The organism is Pontibacillus litoralis JSM 072002 (genome assembly GCF_000775615.1).
Classification (GTDB): Bacteria; Bacillota; Bacilli; order Bacillales; family BH030062; genus Pontibacillus; species Pontibacillus litoralis.
The window spans coordinates 36,830-59,291 of record NZ_AVPG01000020.1; the positions used below are offsets into that span (position 1 = coordinate 36,830).

Here is a 22,462-nt window from a genome sequence, read left to right on the forward strand (position 1 = left end):
CCTTTCCTTATTGTGGACGACAAACTGTTACTATAACAGCTTCTAAACTAGTTATAATCATTATCCACAACCTTGTGGGTAAATAAAATAACACAGCTGTTAACAACTATCCACAAGTTATCAACAGTGTGTGGATAAATGTATTTTTTAGATGTACTTTTACATAATGAAAACACAAATATAATACCAAAAAAAAAGCGAAAGCGCAATGGTTTAGGGAAAGTTATCCACAATATCTACTGGTTGTATATAACTTTTATCCACAACACTATATTTTGTGATTAACTTGTAGATGGCTAGTGTGGATAAAAAAATATGGCTGTTTTTTTGTGCACAAGGCTTGTGAATAACTATTTGTGAAGCAAAAAGTATGTTTGTGATAAAGTAAATAGAGGATAAGAATATGATTTCTATTTTAGAAGGGAGTTTTCCCCGGCCATGCCCGGATGCGACTCTATCAGCTTCGTTAACTGGGGGACTTCAAGGACGTATTATTCTTGCTGGAGTCGCCACATTTTGTTGAACGAAGCAATGATGAAATGGATTCAATTTAGAAAGAAGTTGACATATAACCTATTCATTTTCTATAATAAGTTAGACTGTCTTTTAAGTATTGATTTTTAATTTCCTCAGGGAGGTGTCTATAAATGAAACGCACATTTCAACCAAATAACCGTAAACGTAAAAAAGTGCACGGCTTTCGCGCTCGTATGAGTGATCCAAACGGACGTCAAGTTTTACAACGTCGTCGTCGCAAAGGTAGAAAAGTATTATCTGCATAGACCACTGAATTTTGTCAGTGGTCTTTTTTCTAGCTATTGTTTAGAAATACGCCTTACTTCTTAACATATTTAAGGAAGAGGGGTACAAGCTAGTTCCTTCATATGAGAGTGAGGATAAACGATGAAGAAACAAAATCGGATAAAGAAGAATGAAGAGTTTCAAGCGGTATTTAAACACGGGAAATCGTTTGCGAATCGCCAGCTTGTTCTATACTATTTACAAAAAGAAAATCAACATCATTTTCGGATTGGGTTGTCTGTTAATAAAAGGATTGGGAATGCGGTGATGAGAAATCAAGTGAAGCGTTATTTACGCCAGGCTTTTCATGAATTAGAACCTAGCGTTGATCCTTCATACGATTTAGTCATTATTGCCCGTAAGCCGACGAATCAAATGGATTATTTTCAATTGAAGAACAGTTTGACTCATTTACTAAAGAAAACAAATCTTTTGGCCAAATCAAATAATTCGTAATCCGGAAGATTTTATATAGAAGCAGATGAGGGAATAGTGGTAAAATACAAACGTATTGTATTTATTAATTGGATAAGGAAATGTTAGGAGGAAATCACGTTGCGAAAGAAGGTCCTTTTTTTATCAATGATGACAGGACTTCTATTCGTGCTTTCAGGTTGTACAGAAGTCAATCAAGATATAACTTCCGAAAGTACAGGAATATGGAATGAATTTTTTGTTTATCCACTGTCACAGTTGATTAAATATTTTGCCGAATTGTTTGGAGAGAGCTATGGCTTATCCATTATTGTTGTTACGTTAATCATTCGTTTAATTTTATTACCTTTAAACGTTAAACAGTTAAAGAGCTCTAAAGCCATGCAAGATTTACAACCGAAATTACAAGAATTAAGAGAAAAATATAGTTCTAAAGACCAACAAACTCAACAGAAATTACAACAAGAAACGATGCAGTTATTCCAGAAACACGGGGTCAACCCGCTTGCTGGATGTTTTCCAATTTTGCTACAAATGCCGATTTTAATCGCTTTTTACCATGCGATTGTACGTACAGAAGAAATCAGACAACATAGCTTTTTATGGTTTGAATTAGGGCAATCGGATCCATATTTTATATTACCGATTATCGCTGCATCCACTACTTTCTTACAACAGAAATTAATGATGGCTGACGCAATGAACGACAATCCACAAATGAAAATGATGCTATATATTATGCCAATTATGATTGGTGTATTTGCAATGACATTCCCAGCAGCACTTGCTCTGTACTGGGTAGTAGGTAACCTATTTATGATTGCACAGACTATTTTCATTCGTAAACCAATGATGGCAAACCAAAACACAGGGGGAGCGAGTAAGTGAGACAAGTAACTGCTACTGGACAAACAGTTGAACAGGCGGTCCAATCAGCTTTGGAGCAGTTAAACATCTCAAGGGACCGAGTCGATGTAGAAATTATTGACGAGGGAAAAAAGGGTTTATTTGGTATTTTCGGAACGAAGCCGGCTATTGTTAAAGTTCGTACAATAGGAACGACTGAGGAAAAGGATGAACAGATTCAAGTTCAAGTGCAAACAGAAGCACATAAGGGAAATGTGGAAGTATCCAGTATAACGAGTGAACCACAGTGGGTGGAACAAGCAGAAGAGCTTCTAGAAGATGAAAAGGATAACAAAGAGTCTGACGTTGCTAATTGTATTGAAGAAACGAAGCAATATTTAATAGAAGTTGCTGCTGGTATGGGAGCTCCTATTGATGTTCATGTTCATCGAAAGGGAAAAGAAATCGTTTTTGAATTAGTTGGCAGCAAAATCGCGTTACTCATTGGTAAACGAGGACAAACGTTGAATGCACTTCAATACTTATCTCAAATCGTCTTAAATCGCACAAGTTCTACGTATTTAACTGCTATTGTAGATGCAGAGAACTACCGGATGCGAAGGAAAGAAACGCTAACAAAGCTTGCTAATCGACTTGCAGATCAAGTAGCTCGCACGAAGAAAGGTGTCGCATTAGAGGCAATGCCTTCCTATGAACGTAAAATCATTCACTCTGCATTACAACATCATAAGAGTATTACGACTTTTTCCGATGGAACAGACCCTCATCGCCACGTAGTAATTAAACCAAAATAAACGATACAGGCCCTTGACCTTACTAGAAAGGTTGAGGGTTTTTTACTTTGGAACAAAGCTAATGGCACAATAACCATATAGAAACGTTCCACTTGTGGATAAGACGTGATAAAATAACAAATAGATAAAAAGCGGTAAAACTTATGCACATGTGGATAAGTTTTATCACGGATTATTACGTCTATACTAAAGATAAAAAACTTTTCAAATAAAATCGATTTGTGCTAATCTAATAAATTGGTGATTGATAATTGAAATAGACCGATTATGGATAAATATATAAAGATGAAAGTTAGGGGGAAAGACATGGAGACGGATACAATTAGTGCTATTTCGACACCACTTGGAGAAGGAGCTATTGCGATTGTACGCTTAAGTGGTCCGGAAGCAGTTGAGAAAACGAATCGCATTTTTCAAGGTAAGCATTTAGAAGAAGTAGCCTCTCATACGATTCATTACGGTAAATTAGTTGATCCTGAAACGAATGAATTAGTTGAAGAAGTTATGGTGTCCGTAATGCGAGCACCAAAAACATTTACACGTGAAGATGTTGTGGAAATCAATTGTCATGGTGGGCTTGTGTCGGTAAATCGAGTGTTAGAGCTTGTGTTAGCCCAAAATGTTCGATTAGCTGAGCCAGGAGAATTTACGAAGCGTGCTTTTTTGAATGGAAGAATTGATTTGTCTCAAGCGGAAGCGGTAATGGATTTAATTCGTGCCAAGACGGATCGCGCGATGAGTATTGCGTTGAAACAAATGGATGGACGTTTATCGAAGCTGATTCACAATTTGCGCCAGCAGTTATTAGAAACATTAGCGCAAGTGGAAGTGAACATTGACTATCCTGAATACGATGATGTGGAAGAAATGACGAATGAACTAATGATTCATAATACGAAAACGGTGCATCAAGAAATCGAGCGTATTTTACAAACAGCAAAACAAGGGAAAATATTAAGAGAAGGTTTAGCGACTGCGATTGTAGGAAGACCAAACGTTGGTAAATCTTCTTTAATGAATGCCCTCGTGCAAGAAAATAAAGCCATCGTAACCGAAATTCCAGGAACGACAAGAGATGTGATAGAGGAATATGTGAATGTCCGTGGTGTACCGTTACGTCTTATTGATACAGCAGGAATTCGCGAAACAGAGGATTTAGTAGAACAAATTGGTGTCGAGCGTTCCCGTCAGGTATTACAAGAAGCGGATGTAATATTGTTAATGTTGAATTATGGAGATGAATTAACGGAAGAGGATGAGAAGTTATTCGCAGCCGTGCAAGGAATGGACGTTATTGTCATCGTGAATAAAACAGATCTCCCCCCTCGATTAAATATGGATAGACTTCGTCAAATAGCTGGTGAACACCCGATTGTCCAAACGGCAATTACGCAAGAGCAAGGAATTAATCAGTTAGAGACAGCTATTTCAGATATATTCTTTGAAGGAGATATCGATGCTGGTGATATGACGTATGTATCAAATGTACGCCATGTGCAATTACTAAAGCAAGCTAAACAGGCTTTAGAGGATGCTACAAATGGGATGGAAGCTGGTATGCCTATCGATATTGTGCAAATTGATGTAACGAGAACGTGGGAGTTATTAGGAGAAATTATTGGAGATACAGTTAGTGATAGTTTGCTCGATCAACTATTCTCTCAATTCTGCTTAGGGAAATAAATGAATAAAAGGAGAGAGTGTTATGTCAACATTTGACGCTGGACATTATGACGTAATTGTAATAGGTGCTGGTCATGCGGGTGTGGAAGCAGGATTAGCGTCAGCCCGTCGTGGAGCGAAGACGTTAATGCTTACATTGAACCTTGATATGATTGCCTTCATGCCGTGTAACCCATCTATTGGAGGACCAGCTAAAGGGATTGTCGTCCGTGAAATTGATGCACTTGGTGGTGAAATGGCCAAAACCATTGATAAAACGTATATTCAAATGCGCTTGTTAAACACACGCAAAGGACCGGCTGTACGTGCTTTACGTGCACAAGCGGATAAGCATTTATACGTTCAAGAAATGAAACGAGTATTAGAAAGTGAACCGAACCTTTATCTTCGTCAAGGAATGGTTAAACAACTCATGGTTGAGGATAATGAGGTAAAAGGAGTTATTACCGAAACAAAAGCAGCGTATTATGCAGATAATGTCATTGTCACAACAGGTACGTTTATGCGTGGGAAAGTGCTCATCGGCGATATTGCGTATGAAAGTGGCCCGAACAACCAACGATCATCTACAGAATTATCGGTGCATTTAGAGGAACTTGGTTTGAAAATGGTGCGTTTCAAAACAGGAACCCCGATGCGTGTGAATAGTAACACTATAGATTATTCTAAAACAGAAATTCAACCAGGTGATGATGTGCCGCGCGCTTTTTCTTATGAAACAACAGAATACATCACAGATCAACTCCCTTGTTGGCTAACGTATACAAACGAATTTACGCACCAAATTATTGATGATAATTTAAGTACTTCTGCTATGTATTCTGGCATGGTGAAAGGAACAGGTCCTCGTTATTGCCCATCTGTTGAGGATAAAATTGTGCGTTTCCATGATAAGCCTCGCCACCAGGTTTTCTTAGAGCCTGAAGGACGTCACACAGAAGAAGTGTATGTACAAGGCTTATCGACCTCTCTTCCTGAATACGTGCAAAAGAAAATGATTGAAACTGTACCAGGGTTAGAGAAAGCAGAAATTATGCGCGCAGGTTATGCAATCGAATATGATTCCGTCGTGCCAACGCAATTGTGGCCAACGTTAGAAACAAAGGCAATAAAAGGTTTATTTACTGCAGGACAAATAAACGGAACGTCTGGTTATGAAGAAGCTGCTGCACAGGGATTAATGGCAGGTATTAATGCCTCTTCAAAAGTGCTAGGAACAGATGCTGTTATTTTAGATCGCTCGCAAGCTTATATTGGTGTATTAATTGATGATCTTGTAACGAAAGGCACAGATGAACCGTATCGTTTGCTAACATCTCGTGCAGAGTATCGCCTCATTTTACGCCATGATAATGCTGACTTACGCCTAAGTGAGATTGGCCATAACCTCGGCCTCATTTCAGATGAACGCTTTGCTAAGTTTGAAGAGAAGAAGCATCTAATCGAAGCAGAGAAAAAGCGCCTAGATAAGGTAATGCTAAAGCCAACCGAAGAAGTGCAAAGGAAAATAGAGGAAGCTGGCGGAACGAGTTTAAAAGAAGCTATACGTGCCTCTGATTTATTGCGCCGTCCGGAAATGCAATATACGGTTATAGATGCATTAGCACCATCTGAACAACCACTAGCAGACGATGTAAAAGAACAAGTAGAAATTCAATTGAAATATGCTGGATATATTGAGAAATCGAAGCATCAAATTGAACGCATGAAAAAAATGGAGAACAAATTAATCCCAGACAATATAGATTACGATGCGATTAACGGTCTTGCAACAGAAGCTCGTGATCGATTGAAGGAAGTACGTCCATTATCAGTTGGCCAGGCTTCCCGTGTTTCAGGTGTAAATCCAGCAGATGTATCCATTTTACTCGTATATATTGAACAAGGAAAAATTTCTAAGGTTTCCGGAGACGAAGCTTAAGTGGAAAGGAATGTAGGAATGAATAGTGAAGCCTTCCTCCAAGCGTTAAAGCAACAAGGAATAGAATTAAATAATCAGCAAATCGAGCAATTTGAAACGTATTTCCACACGTTAGTAGAGTGGAATGAGAAAATGAATTTAACTGCTATTACGGATCAAGAAGAAGTGTATTTGAAACATTTTTACGATTCGATAACAGCTGCGTTTTACATGGATTTCAACGAACCAATACACATATGTGATGTAGGAGCTGGTGCCGGTTTTCCTAGTATCCCATTAAAAATTGTGTTCCCACAGCTAAAAGTGACGATTGTCGATTCCTTGAATAAGCGTATTACATTTTTGAACCATTTAGCGAATCAGTTGCAACTAACAGATGTCGCTTTTTATCATGATCGTGCAGAGAACTTCGGTAAAAATGCGAAGTTTAGAGAACAATATGACTTAGTAATGGCACGTGCTGTTGCTCGAATGTCTGTGTTATCTGAGCTTTGCTTACCATTGGCCAAAGTTGGTGGAGCGTTCTTAGTAATGAAAGGCTCTCAATTTAAAACAGAATTGGACGAAGCGAAATTCGCTATTCAGTTATTAGGGGGAGAAGTGAAGGAGTTTCATACTTTCTTCCTACCTCAAGAAGAGAGCGAGCGTAACATAGCAATCGTAGATAAACGCCGGAAGACACCGAAGAACTACCCACGTAAAGCTGGTTTACCTAATAAAAGCCCGATTGCTGAGTAAGAAAAAGTATGCTTGAAAGAGACTTCCTGTTACGTGCTGTAGCGGGATGTCTTCCATTTTATAGCGAGTATGAATAGCTATAGAGCAACAAACGTTATTCTAGTAATCTATCGTTTTTATATATTTTTTCTTAGAATAGGGAAAGTCGACAAAGATTTTTGAAACAGGTCACTGCTATTTAGCCTATAGATATGGTAAAATGAGAAAAGATTAGTATAGAGTCGGCATATGCGCATCAGCATACCGCTGGAGCGTTTTTTTTGGTACGTTATTTGTTCGTTACTAAGTATGAATTAGTCGGCAAGTAACGCTCAGATATAAGTGTACTATGCGTTATTCTTCTTTGTATGAGGCGCTACTATATCATGTTTCACGTGGAACATATCATTGAGGTAACACTTATATGGATTAAAGTGTGTGAAATAGAAAAGGTGGTGTCAAAGAATGAAACACCCATTCAGTCGCTTATTTGGACTTGGTGAAAAATCTGGAGAAGGGACAGAAGAACTACCAGAAGAACAACAGGAGTACCATTCAGATGAAGTAGTGAAAATTGCTATTAAGGATATCCAACCGAACCGCTACCAACCAAGAACAATATTTAACGAAGAGAAGATAAAAGAATTAGCACAAACGATACATACACATGGTATGATTCAGCCAATCGTCGTACGCAAAATTGATCAAGGTGAAGGTTATGAATTAATTGCTGGGGAAAGAAGATGGCGAGCGGTACAAGTTTTGGAGTGGGAAGAAGTTCCTGCAATCATTCGTGACATGGATGATACGCAAACAGCATCGGTTGCTTTAATTGAGAATTTACAAAGGGAAGAACTTTCTGTGATTGAAGAAGCTGCTGCTTATGCGAAATTACTTGAACTTCATGGATTAACACAGGAAGCCTTAGCTCAGCGTCTAGGAAAAAGCCAATCGACGATCGCGAATAAATTGCGTTTGTTAAAGCTGCCGGAATCCGTTCATCATGCTATTATAGACAAGAAGATAACAGAACGACACGCGAGGGCATTAATTGCATTAAAGGAACAAGCGATGCAAGAGAAGATGCTAGAGGAAATTATTGAGCATCACTTAAATGTAAAACAGACAGAAGAACGCATCGAGAAACGGTTAGGCAATAACGATGCACCAAAGAAGAAAAAGAAACCGAAGTTAAAAGGGATAAACAAAGACATGCGCATTGCGATGAATACGATTCGTCAGTCTCTAACAATGGTTTCCGATACTGGTATTGATGTGGAAACAGATGAAGAAGAACATGATGACTATTATCAAATAACGATTAAATTACCGAAAAATAAATAACGCTGCAACACCCATCTTCTAGTGAAGGTGGGTATTTTTTGTAAGATGGAGGAATTATTGCTTTTCTGTCCTAAAAAAGATGATAGAATAGTAGTTAAAAGATTGGACAGATAAGAGGTAGGTGGCTTCATGGGTAAAGTAATTGCAGTTGCTAATCAAAAAGGTGGCGTAGGCAAAACGACGACATCGGTTAACTTAAGTGCTTGCCTAGCTTATTTTAACCATAAAGTGTTATTGGTTGATGTGGATCCTCAAGGTAATGCAACGAGTGGGGTAGGGATTAATAAAGCGGACATTGAACATTGCGTATATAATGTACTTGTAGAGGATGTAGAAGCAAAGCAAGTGACGGTATCTACGAATGTAGAGAATTTGAAAGCGATACCGGCTACCATTCAGCTTGCAGGAGCAGAGATTGAATTGGTACCAACGATTTCAAGAGAGGTTCGTTTAAAGAAAGCGATTGATGAAGTGAAGGATGATTATGACTTCGTCGTTATTGATTGCCCTCCTTCGTTAGGGCTATTAACAATTAACGCCTTAACTGCTTCAGATGCTGTATTAATTCCGGTACAATGTGAGTATTATGCGTTAGAAGGATTAAGTCAGTTATTAAATACCGTACGATTAGTTCAGAAGCATCTTAACACTGAATTAAAGATTGAAGGTGTTTTACTTACCATGTTGGATGCACGTACGAATTTAGGATTGCAAGTAATTGAAGAAGTGAAGAAGTATTTTCAAGATAAGGTGTACCAATCTATTATTCCCCGTAATGTGCGCTTAGGAGAAGCTCCAAGTCACGGCGAACCGATTATTTTATATGACCCGAAATCAAGAGGTGCGGAAGTGTATTTAGATTTAGCAAAGGAAGTGATGGTTAATGGCAAGAGGGTTGGGTAAAGGTATTGGTGCTATCTTCACGGAATTAAAGGCAGATCAAGAAGAATTGGTACAACAAGTTGCGATTAAGCAATGTCGTCCTAATCCTTATCAACCTCGTAAAACCTTCCATGACGAAGCTATCCAAGAGTTAAAGGAATCTATTATACGACATGGCATTCTTCAACCGTTAATTGTGAGAAAGAGTATTAAAGGGTATGAAATTGTCGTAGGGGAACGAAGATATAGAGCTGCACAAGAAGCTGGTTTAGAAGACATTCCGGTCGTTGTTCGTGATCTAGACGAGACGAATATGATGGAATTAGCTCTCCTTGAGAATTTGCAACGAGAGGATTTAACTGCAATCGAAGAAGCAACAGCGTATAAGAATTTAATAGAAGAGTTACACATAACCCAAGAGGAATTAGCCCAAAGACTAGGAAAAAGCAGGTCGCATATCGCTAATTTAGTTCGCTTGTTGTCTTTACCTGAACCTGTTATACAGCTCATTAATAATGGTGAGTTATCAATGGGGCATGGTCGAGCGTTGCTAGGGTTAGCAAATAAAGACCACTTAATTCCATTAATTGAAAAGATTCGAACAGAAGGCTTAAACGTACGTCAAGTAGAGAAGCTTATTGTAGAAATGAATAATAAGCAACCCGAGCCAAAAAAGAAGAAGCAGACGAAAGATATCTTCATTCAAGAACGAGAATCCGTGTTGCAAGAGCGTTTAGGAACAGGTGTTAAGATTCATAAAGGGAAACGAAAAGGGAAAATTGAAATCGAATTTTTTACCGATGATGATTTAGAGCGGATACTCCAATTGTTTGAAGAATAACAAGCGCCCAGTAATGTGATTAGCTGTCACATACTGGGCCTTATTTAGTAGGATGGATTCGACCATTCTGGAAGGAACGAGTTTTTGTTTGAGTAAGAATAAGGGAATTGTTGGTCGAAGCGGACGAGTAGCGCGACAATTTGTTTAGCCATTTGCATCACTAAATGAAGCCGCGTGTTCTGTAAGACGAAATATTCCATGAATCCACTTACATTCACAACCCCTGTTATATGAAGGTGTCCTACATCGGGGAGTTGTTTTTTAACTGCTAATCCAGGCTTAACAGGTCCTTGACCGACAATAATCGTTCCAATAGATGTTACTTTACCAAGGCATGCATCTATCCCAATCACGCATGCATGTGGATGAGCTCGCTGAATCGCTTCCAGTTTTTCTACTAGATTTACCGCATGAACAGGATTGTCTAACGTGCCATAGACAGTCAAGTTTTGCAAAGGGTGTTCCTGTAATAAAGTGCCAATGAGTGGCCCTAATGCATCTCCTGTCGAGCGGTCTGTTCCAATACATACGATGACAATAGTTTGCTTCGGTGGCACCCATTCCATTAACGTATTACACAGTTGGGTTATCAATTGATCATCTTGGTAATGAAAGCGATGCTCCGTGCTTTTTGAAAAAAGTCTCTGCTTTAGATTCATAGCTTTTCCCCCGTATTCATATTGTTATTAGTATATAGCGCTTTTTCTTCATCTATACATCGAATGAAGGAGAAGGTAGGAGGAAAGCAATATGATACGAGCCGGGCTAAAATGGATGTTCTTAATTATTGGTACGATGATTGGCGCAGGGTATGCTTCTGGGCGGGAACTTTGGCAATTTTTTGGCTATGAAAGTGGACTTGCTATTTTGTTGTTTGCTATTTTATTTACCATTTGCTGTTACGTTATTATGGATATAAGTTATCAAAAGAAATCGACACACTACCTACCTGTACTACGAACCATTGTCGGTGATAAGTTGACACTAGGGTATGATGTGATGATTATTCTTTATTTATTTTCGACAACGGTTATTATGCTAGCTGGTAGTGGTGCGACGTGGCAAGCGTTTCATCTTCCTTATTGGTTAGGCATTACAGCTATTGTTATCCCACTCATCCTCGTATTTATATGGGGGGTGCAAGGGCTTCTTTCCATGAATGCTGTGATTTTACCTTTATTAATAGGGGGGCTTTTGTACGTCTTAATTTTATTTTCGGTTCAGCAAGAGTTATCATGGTTGTCTTCCCTAGCGGAGCAGCGAAATTGGGCGGCTGCGTTTCCTTTTACAGCACTTAACATACTACCACTCATCGCGGTGCTAGGTGCTATTGGGGATAAGGTAGTTAAGAAAGGGGAAGTATGGATTGCTAGTGTAGGTAGTGGTCTTGTACTCGGTGCTATTTCTTATATATATAACAATAGTCTTATTCAAATTGCCGACGATATTTTATTGTATGAGATACCCTTGTTTGCTATCCTTAAACATTATCCGATAGAGATGTTTTTATTTATTTCTATTTTGTTATGGGTTGCTATTTTTACTACAGCGGCATCAGGTGTATTAGGGTTAGTGACGCGTATCCAATCCCGCTTTCAAGGACCGTTATGGTTACTCGCATTCGTCATTATCATGGTGATGGTCCCCTTAACGAGTATTGGTTTTTCGACATTAATTACATATTTGTACCCTATATACGGCTTACTGAACTTATATGTTCTCTCTAGTTTATTGCTTTACCCGTTTACAAATCGATACAAATAAAATTGAAAAGCTGTTAAAATAATAGCCATAAGCAAGAGTTACAAAAGAAAGGTGACGGATAAGGTGTCAACGCAAGTGAAGGAAGTGAAGACGGATTGGGAAGCCTTTTATAATATGTTAACAGGTCCTGATTTATGGGTGGATATAGCTTTAAAGATAGGAACCATTTTATTTATCCTATTTATGGCAATGCTCGTAATACGCATTGGCAAGAAAATTATTCAAAATTTATTTAAGAAGCGAAGAAGAGGACCATTTCAAATTACAGAGCGTAGAGAGAATACGCTTATTAAATTGCTGGAAAATACATTAACGTACACGATTTATTTTGCTGCTATCGTTATGATTCTGCAAAATCTTGGTTTCGAAGTAGGCGCTATGCTTGCAGGGGCTGGAATAGCTGGATTAGCGATTGGTTTTGGAGCGCAAAGTCTTGTACAAGATATTATAAGTGGATTCTTTATTATTTTTGAAGATCAATTCTCCGTAGGGGATTACATACAAACGAACACATCAGAAGGGTTTGTAGAGGAAATTGGTTTTCGAACAACGAAAATTAAGCACTGGACTGGAAAGATTTACATCATCCCTAATGGCAACATTAAAGAAGTGACGAACTACTCTATTCATAATAGTATTGCCGTTGTGGATGTTAGTATTGCGTATGAAGGAGATATAAATCGTGCAGAAGAAGCGATTGAGGAGCTATTGCAAGAGATGCCGAATCGCTATGAAGAAATAAGAGCTGTACCAGAGTTGCTAGGTGTGCAACATTTGGGAACGTCCGATATACAATTACGTATTATTGCTGAAACAGAGCCGATGATGCACTGGCATATCGCACGTATGATGCGCAAAGATATTAAGAATCATTTAGATGAACGAGGGATTGAGATTCCATTTCCGCGTCTCGTCTTGTATAGTAGAACAGATGAAGCACAATCCATTGAGGGAGGTGAGGACAATGGCTGACAAGCAGTATCATTTAAATGATGTGGTGCAAATGAAGAAAGCTCATCCTTGTGGCGAGAATAGATGGAAAATTATTCGTTTAGGAATGGATATTCGCATTAAATGCCAAGGGTGCGGTCATAGTGTTCTAATTCCTCGAAAAAAATTCGAATCACGTATGAAAAAAGTGGTTGAAGCAGCGCCACAGGAATAAGAAAAAGTGTTTCACGTGAAACAGTTAAAATGGAAGAACGTAAAGATGAACAGCGTTTGTTTTTATAATTTCAGCTGTATAAAAGAACAAAACATGGAGGGGAAGGTCTCTTGTTTTGTTCTTTTGTTAGCTTGTCTTTTTACGGATACAAAATTATAATTGGGTTGACTGCGAAACGTATATTTAGATAGTCGGAAACCTTTAAGGAGTGGAAACATTTATGTCTCTAACAGCAGGAATTGTAGGTTTACCGAATGTTGGTAAATCAACATTGTTTAACGCCATTACACAAGCGGGTGCAGAGTCTGCGAACTACCCGTTTTGTACAATTGATCCAAACGTTGGTATCGTAGAAGTGCCAGATGATCGTCTCCAGAAGTTAACAGAGCTAGTGAAGCCGAAGAAGACAGTCCCAACTGCTTTCGAATTTACGGATATTGCTGGGATTGTGAAAGGTGCAAGTAAAGGAGAAGGACTTGGTAACCAATTCTTATCTCACATTCGTCAAGTGGACGCGATTTGTCAAGTCGTTCGTTGCTTTGAAGATGAGAATATTACGCACGTATCAGGTAGTGTCAATCCCATTGATGATATTGAAGTCATTAACTTAGAACTTATTTTGGCTGATTTAGAAACAGTGAATAAACGTTTAGAACGTGTACAGAAGTTAGTACGCCAGAAAGATAAAGAAGCGATGGCAGAACATGAAGTATTAGAGAAAGCGAAAGAAGCATTAGAAAACGAAACACCAGTCCGTGCGCTACAATTCACAGAAGAGCAAACGAAAATCGTAAGAGGGTTGCATTTATTAACGTCAAAACCAACCCTATATGTGGCGAATGTAAGTGAAGATGAAGTAGCAAATGCAAGTAATAACGAACACGTACAAGCAGTTCGTGACTTTGCAGAAAAAGAAGGCGCACAAGTCATCGTTGTATGTGCGAAAATCGAATCAGAAATTGCAGAACTAGAGGGCGAAGAAAAAGAAGAATTTCTTCAAGAGTTAGGCATTGAAGAGTCAGGTTTAGATCAATTGATTAAAGCTGCTTATAACCTATTAGGCTTAGCAACGTATTTCACAGCAGGTGAGCAAGAAGTACGAGCTTGGACGTTTAAAGAAGGTATGACGGCACCACAAGCAGCTGGAATTATTCATAGTGACTTTGAACGTGGCTTCATTCGCGCAGAAACGGTTGCATATGACGACTTACTACAGGCCGGAAAAATGTCCATTGCTAAAGAGCAAGGAAAGGTTCGTTTAGAAGGGAAAGAGTATATCGTCAAAGACGGCGATGTTATTCATTTCCGATTTAATGTATAGCGCATTAGGATTCCTATTGTAATCTGCAAATTAGTTTGGTATAATACTACATTGTGAGTAATGAAAACATATTACTCCTTGCCCAAATAAGGGCCGCTAAGTCCAAAAGGAGGTGAAGACGGATGAGAAATTACGAAATTATGTACATCATCCGCCCAAACATTGATGAGGAATCTCAGAAATCAGTAATTGAGCGTTTCAATACAGTTCTTACTGATAATGGTGCGGAAGTAAAGAAAACAGAAGAGCTTGGTAAGCGTCGCCTTGCATACGAAATTAACGATTTCCGTGATGGTTATTACGTAATTGTTAAGCTTGCAAGCGGCAGCGAAGCGATTAATGAATTTGATCGTCTTGCTAAGTATTCTGATGATATTATTCGTCATATCGCAGTACGCGAAGACGATAAATAAGGAGTGGTTCTGTGTTAAATCGTGTCGTACTTGTCGGCAGATTAACGAAAGATCCTGATTTGCGCTATACACCAAACGGAGTTGCTGTTGCTAATTTTACCATTGCAGTAAATCGTCCTTTTACAAGTCAACAAGGCAGTAGAGATGCAGATTTCATTAATTGTGTTGTTTGGCGTCGTGCTGCTGAAAACCTAGCGAACTACATGAAAAAAGGTAGTATGATTGGTGTTGATGGTCGTTTGCAAACCCGTAGCTTTGATAACCAAGAAGGAAAACGAATATTTGTAACAGAAGTTGTTGCTGATAGTGTTCAATTTTTGGAAACGAAAGGCTCTTCAGGTGGGTCAAATACATCAGGATTCCAGCCGAACCAGAACCAAATGAACCAGCCAAGACAAGAGGACCCATTCGCGAATAATGGGGAACCTATCGATATATCAGACGATGATTTACCATTCTAAATAAAGAAAGGAGGCATACATTATGGCTCGTCGCGGTCGTGCGAAACGTAAAAAGGTGTGTTTCTTCACATCTAACGGAATTACACACATTGACTATAAAGATGTAGATCTTCTTAAGCGTTTTATCTCAGAGCGTGGAAAGATTCTTCCTCGTCGTGTGACAGGAACATCTGCTAAATATCAACGTAAACTTACAGTAGCGATCAAGCGTGCACGTCAAATGGCTTTATTGCCTTACGTGAACGACTAGGTCTTACATTTGTAAGCATATAAGAAGAAGCACAGCATATAAGCGCTGTGCTTTTTTTCTTACGATAATAGCCTTGAATTGAATACGATTGTCCCATTTGGTATCTTTATATCATGGACTTTAAAAACAATGGAAACAATTTAGAGGAGAGCAATATAGAATGAATCAAACTACAAAGATAAAAGAAGGAATCGTATACGCGGCTATTTACATCATTTTGCTACTAATGAGTATTTTCATTCCTGGTGTCGCCGTTATTGGAATGGTACTCTTACCTTTACCTTTTATGATTTATACGGCGCGTTTTGGATGGAAGTCTTCTGTTATTTTAGCAGCTATTATAATGCCAATAACGTTAATAGTTGCTACAGTCGCATCACTTCCTATTACACTGTTAGCAATTTGTGGCGGAATCGCGTTAGGTACAGGTGTCTATTTGAAACGTTCATCCTATGAAATATGGGCGCAAGGAACCGTAGGCTATGTACTTGGAATGGTGTTATTTTATGTCTTGTCATTACTACTATTCCATATTAATTGGGTAGAGGAAATTCAAGTTTATATGCAGGAATCGATAGAGGCGTCTAAGCAAATGATTGAGTCGATTAGTGGAACTGTGCCAGAAGAGCAACTAGAGCTTGTGGAGGAACAATTATATCGAATCATTGGCTTGCTTCCTAGTTTCATGGCTATTATGTCTATTGGTTATGCATTAATGACGCTTTGGTTAGGGTATAAACTTATGAACTTAACCTATAAGACGAAGCACCAGTTTCCACCAGTACGAAACATGTCGTTTCCTAAAGCGTTAATATGGTATCATTTAATTGCGATTATATTAACGTGGATCAATGCAGACCCCGGTTCGTTTATGGACCAAGCAAGTCAGAACGTCTATACACTTACAGGATTTCTAATGACGTTACAAGGCTTAACGTTTTTGTTTGCTTTTGCCGATTATAAGAAAATAACTAAAGCTTTTCCGATTGGAATGGTGGTCTTGACATTTATGCTACCATTTTTATTACTATATCCTTTAATGATTTTAGGTATAATTGATTTAGGATTTTCCTTACGAGCGCGATTTTCAAAGAAGTAAGGTCGGACAAATAGTTTAGGAGATGACGGTCATGCCGAATTTCTTTCGAAAACCGAAGATGAGCAGTCATTTATGGGTAATTTATGCATTATCCGTTATATTACTTGGCCTCACCTTTTTCTATGAGTGGAGGCTCGGTTTAGTGATGGCCGCATTATTGGCTGCATCGATTTATTATAGTGTACGAACAGAACAAGATTTAATTACGGAAACAGAAGCATATATTTCCACGCTTTCCTATCGAGTGAAAAAAGTTGGCGAAGAGGCGTTAATGGAAATGCCTATTGGAATTGTTTTATTTAGTGAAGATTATCATATTGAATGGACGAATCCGTACATGAACAATTTCTATCCTCATGATAACTTGATTGGACATTCATTAAATGAAATTTCGAATCAAGTTATCCCAGCAATCAAAGAGGATAAAGAAGACATTTGGGTGAACATTGACGGCTATGAATTTCAGACGATCATTAAAAAGGAGGAACGGTTGCTTTATTTGTTTGACCGAACGAAGCAAAGGGAAATCCAAGACTTGTACATGAATGATCGTACGGTTATTGCCATTATTTTTCTCGACAATTATGAAGAAATCACACAGGCCATGGATGATACGTCTAAAAGTAGACTAAATTCACAAGTTACGGCTAATCTAAATGAATGGTCAGAAGAAAACGGGGTTTATTTGAAACGATTCTCTCAAGATAAATTCTTTGCCGTCATGAACCAACAAATTTTATCGAATTTGGAGCGGACGAAGTTTGATATTCTTGATGACGTGCGAGCGTTACACACAGATAAAAATGTTCCGCTTACGTTAAGTCTCGGTATTGGTGTTGGAGAAGTTTCTTTACGGGAATTAGGAGAACTTGCTCAATCTAGTTTAGACTTAGCGCTTGGACGTGGTGGCGACCAAGTAGCGATTAAAGATGAACATGGAAAAGTGCGCTTCTATGGCGGGAAAACGAATCCAATGGAGAAACGCACAAGAGTACGAGCTCGCGTTATCTCTCACGCATTGAAAGAATTAGTGAAAGAAGCGGATAACGTTATTGTGATGGGGCACAAAAATCCGGACATGGACTCCATTGGGGCGTGTATCGGTATTTTGAAAATAGCTCAAGCCAATGATAAAGATGGATTCGTTGTATATGACCCGGATGAATATACTGGTGTGCAGCGTCTAATGGAAGAGATTCAAACGAATGAGCAGCTTTACACTTGGTTTGTATCTCCTTATGAAGCACATGAAGTCGTGAGTAAGAATTCTTTATTAGTTGTCGTGGATACGCATAAACCGTCACTTGTAATGGACGAACGATTATTAAGCAGGACAGAACACGTCGTCGTCATTGACCATCACAGAAGAGCAGAAGAATTTATTAACGATCCAACCCTTGTGTATATGGAGCCGTATGCATCGTCTACTGCTGAACTCGTTACAGAAATGTTAGAATATCAGCCGAAGAAATTAAAGCTAAGCATGTTAGAATCAACGGCCCTACTAGCAGGTATTATTGTTGATACGAAGAGCTTTACGTTACGTACAGGATCAAGAACGTTTGATGCGGCGAGTTATTTGCGCTCACGAGGGGCGGATACCGTACTTGTGCAGAAGTTCATGAAAGAAGACTTAGATATCTATGTGAAGCGAAGTCGTCTTATTGAAAGGACAAAGATTTATCGAGACGGTATTGCCATTGCCAAAGGGGTACCTGGTGAAACGTATGGCCCGGTCATTATTGCCCAAGCAGCTGATACGCTGCTGACGATGAGTGGTGTCATTGCATCGTTTGTTATTTCCGAACGCGTCGATGGACGAATCGGTATTAGTGCCCGGTCATTAGGCGATGTGAACGTACAAGTGATTATGGAGGCCATGGAAGGTGGCGGCCATTTAACCAATGCTGCAACACAACTATCGGATACAACGATGGATGAAGTGGATCAGCAGCTAAAAGGTATATTAGATAAATATGTAGAAGGGGGAACTGAATCATGAAAGTAATTTTTACCGCAGATGTGAAAGGCAAAGGGAAAAAAGGTGAAATAAAAAATGTGTCAGAAGGATATGCACGTAACTACTTGCTTAAGAATAATTTAGCTGTCGAAGCTACAAAAGGGAACTTAAAAGCGTTAGAAGCAAAGAAGAATAAGCAACAAGAACAAGCAAAAGAGGAACTAGAAGAAGCAAAGCGTTTAAAAGCCACACTAGAAAACCTTACTGTTGAAATGCAAGCGAAATCCGGTGACAAAGGAAGTCTATTTGGATCGATTACAAGTAAGCAAATCGCGGAACAATTGCATAAATCCCACGGTATTAAAATTGATAAACGAAAAATCGAGATGGACGCGCCTATCCGTTCATTAGGTTATACGAATGTACCAGTGAAACTTCACCATGAAGTAACAGGAACAATTAAAGTACACGTTTCCGAAAAGTAACGTGTAGTTCCTCTGAAGAGATAAAAGGAGGAAGCGAAGTTGAGTGACTATCTAGACGACCGCACCCCTCCTCACAACATTGAAGCGGAGCAGGCGGTGCTTGGTGCTATTTTCTTAGAACCCCAGTCTATTTCGACAGCAGCAGAAGTATTAATGCCAGATGATTTCTATCGAGCTAGTCATCAGCGCATTTTTGAAGTAATGCTACAACTGTCGGATAAAGGGGAACCTATTGACATTGTAACAACGACAACCGCTCTATCGAATATTCAAGTGTTAGAAGATGTCGGTGGTGTATCGTATTTGAGCGATTTAGCCAACTCTGTACCGACTGCGGCTAATATGGAATACTATACGAAAATTGTAGAAGAGAAATCGATTCTACGAAGATTAATAAAAACAGCGACCAACATTGTGACTAATGGATTTGCGAATGAAGATGATGTGGAAGGGGTACTAAACGACGCTGAGAAATCCATTTTAGAAGTGGCACAGCGTAAGAATACAGGCCGTTTTAAGAACATTAAAGACGTGCTCATAGATGTGTATGATAATATTGAGCAGATTCATAATCAAGATGCTGATATTACTGGGGTACCGACTGGTTTCAAGGATTTAGATAAAATGACATCCGGATTCCAGAAGAACGATCTCATTATTATTGCCGCACGTCCATCGGTTGGGAAAACAGCTTTTGCTCTCAACATTGCCCAAAACGTGTCCATTACCGCGCAAGAGAACGTAGCAATCTTCTCTCTAGAGATGGGGGCAGAGCAGCTTGTCATGCGTATGCTTTGTGCAGAGGGGAATATTAATGCACAGGGACTTCGAACAGGTCAAATGGACACAGAAGATTGGGGTAAGCTAACGATGGCAATGGGGAGTCTGTCGAATGCGGGTATATTCATTGATGATACACCAGGTATTCGCGTCAATGAGATCCGTTCTAAATGCCGTCGCTTGAAACAAGAACACGGCCTAGGCATGATCCTAATTGACTATTTGCAATTAATCCAAGGAAGCGGCTCTTCTAAAGAAAACCGTCAGCAAGAAGTATCAGAGATTTCTAGGTCATTGAAAGGACTTGCGCGTGAATTGAATGTCCCGTTAATTGCCCTATCTCAGCTGTCCCGTGGTGTAGAAGGACGACAAGATAAACGCCCAATGATGTCTGACATACGTGAATCAGGGAGTATTGAGCAGGATGCCGATATCGTTGGTTTCCTTTATCGTGATGATTATTATGATAAAGAGTCAGAACGACAGAACATTATTGAAATTATATTGGCGAAACAACGTAACGGTCCTGTTGGTACAGTAGAATTAGCCTTTGTAAAAGAATATAATAAATTCGTAGATTTAGACCATCGCTATGATGCAAGTGATATTCCACCTGCTTAATCTAATACAAATGAAACGAATCGCCACACCATTAATGTATAGGTGGCGATTTTTTTCATTTGGCATTACATAATTGCTTACCAATGTGGGGAAAACTAAAAAGATAAGGTTTGTCGAACAATAATCAAATTATGCAACTTAATGTTCGTGTTATTTGTTGACTTTTGATTCTCGTCTTGATAAGCTACAAAATGTCTTAATAAAAAGTAAATGTGTTAAAAGGCGGAGGTGCCCTATATGTCTTCAGTTGTTGTAGTAGGAACTCAATGGGGAGATGAAGGAAAAGGGAAAATTACAGATTTCTTATCAAAGCAAGCCCATGTCATAGCCCGTTATCAAGGCGGAGACAATGCTGGTCATACCATTCAATTTGAAGGAGATACGTATAAGCTACATTTAATTCCTTCAGGTATTTTTTATGATGATAAACTTTGTGTGCTCGGAAATGGCATGGTAGTTAATCCGAAAGCACTATTAAAAGAGTTGAAATATCTACACGATCGCAATGTAACGACAACGAATTTACGCATTAGTAATCGTGCTCAAGTAATATTGCCATATCATATAAAGCTTGATGAACTACAAGAAGCAGAAAAAGGCGATCAGAAAATCGGCACAACGAAAAAAGGGATCGGTCCTGCTTATATGGATAAAGTCGCTCGTGTCGGTATTCGTATGGCGGATTTATTAGATGCCGATACGTTCCGCGTGAAACTAGAACAAAATTTAAAAGAGAAGAATAAACTGTTTAAGCATATTTATGGAGCAGAAGAAATGTCTGTTGAGGAAATTTTTGCAGAGTATTTTGAATATGGTCAGCAAATTGCCCAATACGTATGCGATACGTCTAAAGTGCTTAACGATGCGATTGATGCAGAAGAGCCGGTATTATTTGAAGGTGCCCAAGGCGTCATGCTAGACATTGATCAAGGGACGTATCCATTTGTTACATCCTCTAACCCTACTGCAGGTGGAGTAGCTATTGGAGCTGGTGTTGGTCCGAATAAAATCCATCAAGTTGTTGGAGTATCTAAAGCGTACACAACTCGTGTAGGTGATGGTCCATTCCCAACAGAATTACATGATGAAATCGGCAATCAAATTCGTGAAGTCGGTCGTGAATACGGCACAACAACCGGTAGAGCTCGTCGCGTTGGTTGGTTTGATAGCGTCGTGGTTTCCCATGCCCGCCGCGTAAGTGGTATTACAGCTTTATCTTTAAACTCCATTGATGTACTTACAGGCATCGATACATTAAAGATTTGTACAGCTTATCGCTACAACGGGGAACTTTTAACAGAATACCCAGCCAATCTTAACGTATTAGCACAATGTGAGCCGGTATATGAAGAAATGTCGGGGTGGACAGAAGATATTACTCATGTGCGACGCTTCGAAGACTTACCAGAGAATGCGCAGCACTATGTAAACCGTGTGACAGAGCTTACAGGTATCCCACTTGCAGTATTTTCTGTCGGCCCAGATCGTGAACAAACCAACATTATCAAAGATATTTATCAAGCATAATGATGAAGCCTGTCATACGTTGATGTGACAGGCTTTACATTTCTTAAATATTTTTAAAAAAACTATTGTCAATACAGTTTCAACGTGCTATTATTAATAACGCTGTCACATTAGGAAATCATTTAGGCCCGTTGGTCAAGTGGTTAAGACACCGCCCTTTCACGGCGGTAACACGGGTTCGAATCCCGTACGGGTCACCATTTATTACTAAGGTCCGGTAGTTCAGTTGGTTAGAATGCCTGCCTGTCACGCAGGAGGTCGCGGGTTCGAGTCCCGTCCGGACCGCCATTTTTATAAACTATTATGGCTCGGTAGCTCAGTCGGTAGAGCA

Annotated in this window: 23 protein-coding genes and 2 tRNA genes; 24 read left to right on the forward strand and 1 reads right to left on the reverse strand. The window is 39.2% G+C overall.

The features are described 5' to 3' along the window. The first annotated feature begins 647 nt into the window (after window positions 1-647). From rpmH to N784_RS12045, 10 genes are all read left to right on the forward strand, one after another. Window positions 648-782 (forward strand): 50S ribosomal protein L34, encoded by a 135-nt coding sequence (gene rpmH / locus N784_RS12000; protein ID WP_036835227.1) that lies wholly within the window; start codon window positions 648-650, stop codon window positions 780-782. A gap of 121 nt (window positions 783-903) precedes the next feature. After that, window positions 904-1,257, forward strand: coding sequence for a ribonuclease P protein component (rnpA, locus tag N784_RS12005; protein ID WP_036835228.1), 354 nt, complete (start codon window positions 904-906; stop codon window positions 1,255-1,257). Between the two features lie 126 nt (window positions 1,258-1,383). After that, a complete protein-coding gene (gene spoIIIJ, locus N784_RS12010; protein WP_408633531.1) occupies window positions 1,384-2,124 on the forward strand; it encodes a YidC family membrane integrase SpoIIIJ in 741 nt (246 codons plus the stop codon). After that, the gene (gene jag, locus N784_RS16950) at window positions 2,121-2,897 is read left to right on the forward strand and encodes an RNA-binding cell elongation regulator Jag/EloR (RefSeq protein WP_036835233.1); all 777 of its coding nucleotides are present in this window, start codon (window positions 2,121-2,123) and stop codon (window positions 2,895-2,897) included. The genes spoIIIJ and jag overlap by 4 nt, the downstream gene beginning before the upstream one ends. A 306-nt stretch (window positions 2,898-3,203) precedes the next feature. After that, a complete protein-coding gene (mnmE, locus tag N784_RS12020; RefSeq protein WP_036835236.1) occupies window positions 3,204-4,580 on the forward strand; it encodes a tRNA uridine-5-carboxymethylaminomethyl(34) synthesis GTPase MnmE in 1,377 nt (458 codons plus the stop codon). A gap of 22 nt (window positions 4,581-4,602) precedes the next feature. Further along, window positions 4,603-6,501, forward strand: coding sequence for a tRNA uridine-5-carboxymethylaminomethyl(34) synthesis enzyme MnmG (mnmG, locus tag N784_RS12025; RefSeq protein WP_036835238.1), 1,899 nt, complete (start codon window positions 4,603-4,605; stop codon window positions 6,499-6,501). An 18-nt stretch (window positions 6,502-6,519) separates the two neighbouring features. After that, the gene (gene rsmG / locus N784_RS12030) at window positions 6,520-7,239 is read left to right on the forward strand and encodes a 16S rRNA (guanine(527)-N(7))-methyltransferase RsmG (protein WP_036835272.1); all 720 of its coding nucleotides are present in this window, start codon (window positions 6,520-6,522) and stop codon (window positions 7,237-7,239) included. Between the two features lie 444 nt (window positions 7,240-7,683). Continuing rightward, a complete protein-coding gene (gene noc, locus N784_RS12035; protein WP_036835240.1) occupies window positions 7,684-8,562 on the forward strand; it encodes a nucleoid occlusion protein in 879 nt (292 codons plus the stop codon). Between the two features lie 129 nt (window positions 8,563-8,691). Then, a complete protein-coding gene (locus N784_RS12040; protein ID WP_036835241.1) occupies window positions 8,692-9,465 on the forward strand; it encodes a ParA family protein in 774 nt (257 codons plus the stop codon). Continuing rightward, a complete protein-coding gene (locus tag N784_RS12045; RefSeq protein WP_036835244.1) occupies window positions 9,446-10,285 on the forward strand; it encodes a ParB/RepB/Spo0J family partition protein in 840 nt (279 codons plus the stop codon). The genes N784_RS12040 and N784_RS12045 overlap by 20 nt, the downstream gene beginning before the upstream one ends. A 44-nt stretch (window positions 10,286-10,329) precedes the next feature. On the opposite strand, the gene yyaC is transcribed toward N784_RS12045, so the two are convergent. Then, window positions 10,330-10,944: a spore protease YyaC gene (yyaC, locus tag N784_RS12050; RefSeq protein ID WP_084600243.1), complete on the reverse strand. Its 615-nt coding sequence runs from the start codon at window positions 10,942-10,944 to the stop codon at window positions 10,330-10,332. 91 nt (window positions 10,945-11,035) lie between these two features. Between yyaC and N784_RS12055 the strand changes: the two genes are divergently transcribed. From N784_RS12055 to N784_RS12120, 14 genes are all read left to right on the forward strand, one after another. Then, window positions 11,036-12,049 (forward strand): YkvI family membrane protein, encoded by a 1,014-nt coding sequence (locus tag N784_RS12055; RefSeq protein ID WP_036835246.1) that lies wholly within the window; start codon window positions 11,036-11,038, stop codon window positions 12,047-12,049. A gap of 114 nt (window positions 12,050-12,163) precedes the next feature. Next, complete coding sequence (locus N784_RS12060; protein ID WP_052127297.1) at window positions 12,164-13,021, forward strand: mechanosensitive ion channel family protein; 858 nt, start codon at window positions 12,164-12,166, stop codon at window positions 13,019-13,021. Continuing rightward, complete coding sequence (locus N784_RS12065; RefSeq protein ID WP_036835248.1) at window positions 13,014-13,214, forward strand: DUF951 domain-containing protein; 201 nt, start codon at window positions 13,014-13,016, stop codon at window positions 13,212-13,214. Before N784_RS12060 ends, N784_RS12065 begins: the two co-directional genes overlap by 8 nt. Before the next feature lie 220 nt (window positions 13,215-13,434). Next, window positions 13,435-14,535, forward strand: coding sequence for a redox-regulated ATPase YchF (gene ychF, locus N784_RS12070; RefSeq protein WP_036835249.1), 1,101 nt, complete (start codon window positions 13,435-13,437; stop codon window positions 14,533-14,535). 122 nt (window positions 14,536-14,657) lie between these two features. After that, window positions 14,658-14,948: a 30S ribosomal protein S6 gene (gene rpsF, locus N784_RS12075; RefSeq protein ID WP_036835251.1), complete on the forward strand. Its 291-nt coding sequence runs from the start codon at window positions 14,658-14,660 to the stop codon at window positions 14,946-14,948. An 11-nt stretch (window positions 14,949-14,959) separates the two neighbouring features. After that, complete coding sequence (gene ssb / locus N784_RS12080) at window positions 14,960-15,409, forward strand: single-stranded DNA-binding protein (protein ID WP_036835253.1); 450 nt, start codon at window positions 14,960-14,962, stop codon at window positions 15,407-15,409. Between the two features lie 22 nt (window positions 15,410-15,431). Continuing rightward, complete coding sequence (rpsR, locus tag N784_RS12085; protein ID WP_036835255.1) at window positions 15,432-15,659, forward strand: 30S ribosomal protein S18; 228 nt, start codon at window positions 15,432-15,434, stop codon at window positions 15,657-15,659. 160 nt (window positions 15,660-15,819) lie between these two features. Next, window positions 15,820-16,758, forward strand: coding sequence for a YybS family protein (locus N784_RS12090; protein ID WP_036835256.1), 939 nt, complete (start codon window positions 15,820-15,822; stop codon window positions 16,756-16,758). 31 nt (window positions 16,759-16,789) lie between these two features. Then, window positions 16,790-18,760: a DHH family phosphoesterase gene (locus N784_RS12095; protein ID WP_036835259.1), complete on the forward strand. Its 1,971-nt coding sequence runs from the start codon at window positions 16,790-16,792 to the stop codon at window positions 18,758-18,760. Beyond that, window positions 18,757-19,203 (forward strand): 50S ribosomal protein L9, encoded by a 447-nt coding sequence (rplI, locus tag N784_RS12100; protein WP_036835261.1) that lies wholly within the window; start codon window positions 18,757-18,759, stop codon window positions 19,201-19,203. The genes N784_RS12095 and rplI overlap by 4 nt, the downstream gene beginning before the upstream one ends. A gap of 39 nt (window positions 19,204-19,242) precedes the next feature. Then, entirely contained in the window at window positions 19,243-20,604 is a 1,362-nt protein-coding gene (gene dnaB, locus N784_RS12105) for a replicative DNA helicase (RefSeq protein ID WP_036835262.1), read from the forward strand. Between the two features lie 237 nt (window positions 20,605-20,841). Beyond that, the gene (locus N784_RS12110) at window positions 20,842-22,131 is read left to right on the forward strand and encodes an adenylosuccinate synthase (RefSeq protein WP_036835266.1); all 1,290 of its coding nucleotides are present in this window, start codon (window positions 20,842-20,844) and stop codon (window positions 22,129-22,131) included. Between the two features lie 125 nt (window positions 22,132-22,256). Then, window positions 22,257-22,331, forward strand: a tRNA-Glu gene (locus tag N784_RS12115). 11 nt (window positions 22,332-22,342) lie between these two features. Then, window positions 22,343-22,419 (forward strand) — tRNA-Asp (locus tag N784_RS12120). Window positions 22,420-22,462 lie beyond the last annotated feature (43 nt).

Bases quoted from the DNA above. Each gene is read 5' to 3' on its own strand.
- rpmH (WP_036835227.1), top strand. From the start codon at position 648: ATGAAACGCACATTTCAACCAAATAACCGTAAACGTAAAAAAGTGCAC.
- rnpA (WP_036835228.1), top strand. From the start codon at position 904: ATGAAGAAACAAAATCGGATAAAGAAGAATGAAGAGTTTCAAGCGGTA.
- spoIIIJ (WP_408633531.1), top strand. From the start codon at position 1,384: ATGATGACAGGACTTCTATTCGTGCTTTCAGGTTGTACAGAAGTCAAT.
- mnmE (WP_036835236.1), top strand. From the start codon at position 3,204: ATGGAGACGGATACAATTAGTGCTATTTCGACACCACTTGGAGAAGGA.
- mnmG (WP_036835238.1), top strand. From the start codon at position 4,603: ATGTCAACATTTGACGCTGGACATTATGACGTAATTGTAATAGGTGCT.
- rsmG (WP_036835272.1), top strand. From the start codon at position 6,520: ATGAATAGTGAAGCCTTCCTCCAAGCGTTAAAGCAACAAGGAATAGAA.
- noc (WP_036835240.1), top strand. From the start codon at position 7,684: ATGAAACACCCATTCAGTCGCTTATTTGGACTTGGTGAAAAATCTGGA.
- N784_RS12040 (WP_036835241.1), top strand. From the start codon at position 8,692: ATGGGTAAAGTAATTGCAGTTGCTAATCAAAAAGGTGGCGTAGGCAAA.
- N784_RS12045 (WP_036835244.1), top strand. From the start codon at position 9,446: ATGGCAAGAGGGTTGGGTAAAGGTATTGGTGCTATCTTCACGGAATTA.
- yyaC (WP_084600243.1), bottom strand. From the start codon at position 10,944: ATGAATCTAAAGCAGAGACTTTTTTCAAAAAGCACGGAGCATCGCTTT.
- N784_RS12055 (WP_036835246.1), top strand. From the start codon at position 11,036: ATGATACGAGCCGGGCTAAAATGGATGTTCTTAATTATTGGTACGATG.
- N784_RS12060 (WP_052127297.1), top strand. From the start codon at position 12,164: ATGTTAACAGGTCCTGATTTATGGGTGGATATAGCTTTAAAGATAGGA.
- N784_RS12065 (WP_036835248.1), top strand. From the start codon at position 13,014: ATGGCTGACAAGCAGTATCATTTAAATGATGTGGTGCAAATGAAGAAA.
- ychF (WP_036835249.1), top strand. From the start codon at position 13,435: ATGTCTCTAACAGCAGGAATTGTAGGTTTACCGAATGTTGGTAAATCA.
- rpsF (WP_036835251.1), top strand. From the start codon at position 14,658: ATGAGAAATTACGAAATTATGTACATCATCCGCCCAAACATTGATGAG.
- rpsR (WP_036835255.1), top strand. From the start codon at position 15,432: ATGGCTCGTCGCGGTCGTGCGAAACGTAAAAAGGTGTGTTTCTTCACA.
- N784_RS12090 (WP_036835256.1), top strand. From the start codon at position 15,820: ATGAATCAAACTACAAAGATAAAAGAAGGAATCGTATACGCGGCTATT.
- N784_RS12095 (WP_036835259.1), top strand. From the start codon at position 16,790: ATGCCGAATTTCTTTCGAAAACCGAAGATGAGCAGTCATTTATGGGTA.
- rplI (WP_036835261.1), top strand. From the start codon at position 18,757: ATGAAAGTAATTTTTACCGCAGATGTGAAAGGCAAAGGGAAAAAAGGT.
- N784_RS12110 (WP_036835266.1), top strand. From the start codon at position 20,842: ATGTCTTCAGTTGTTGTAGTAGGAACTCAATGGGGAGATGAAGGAAAA.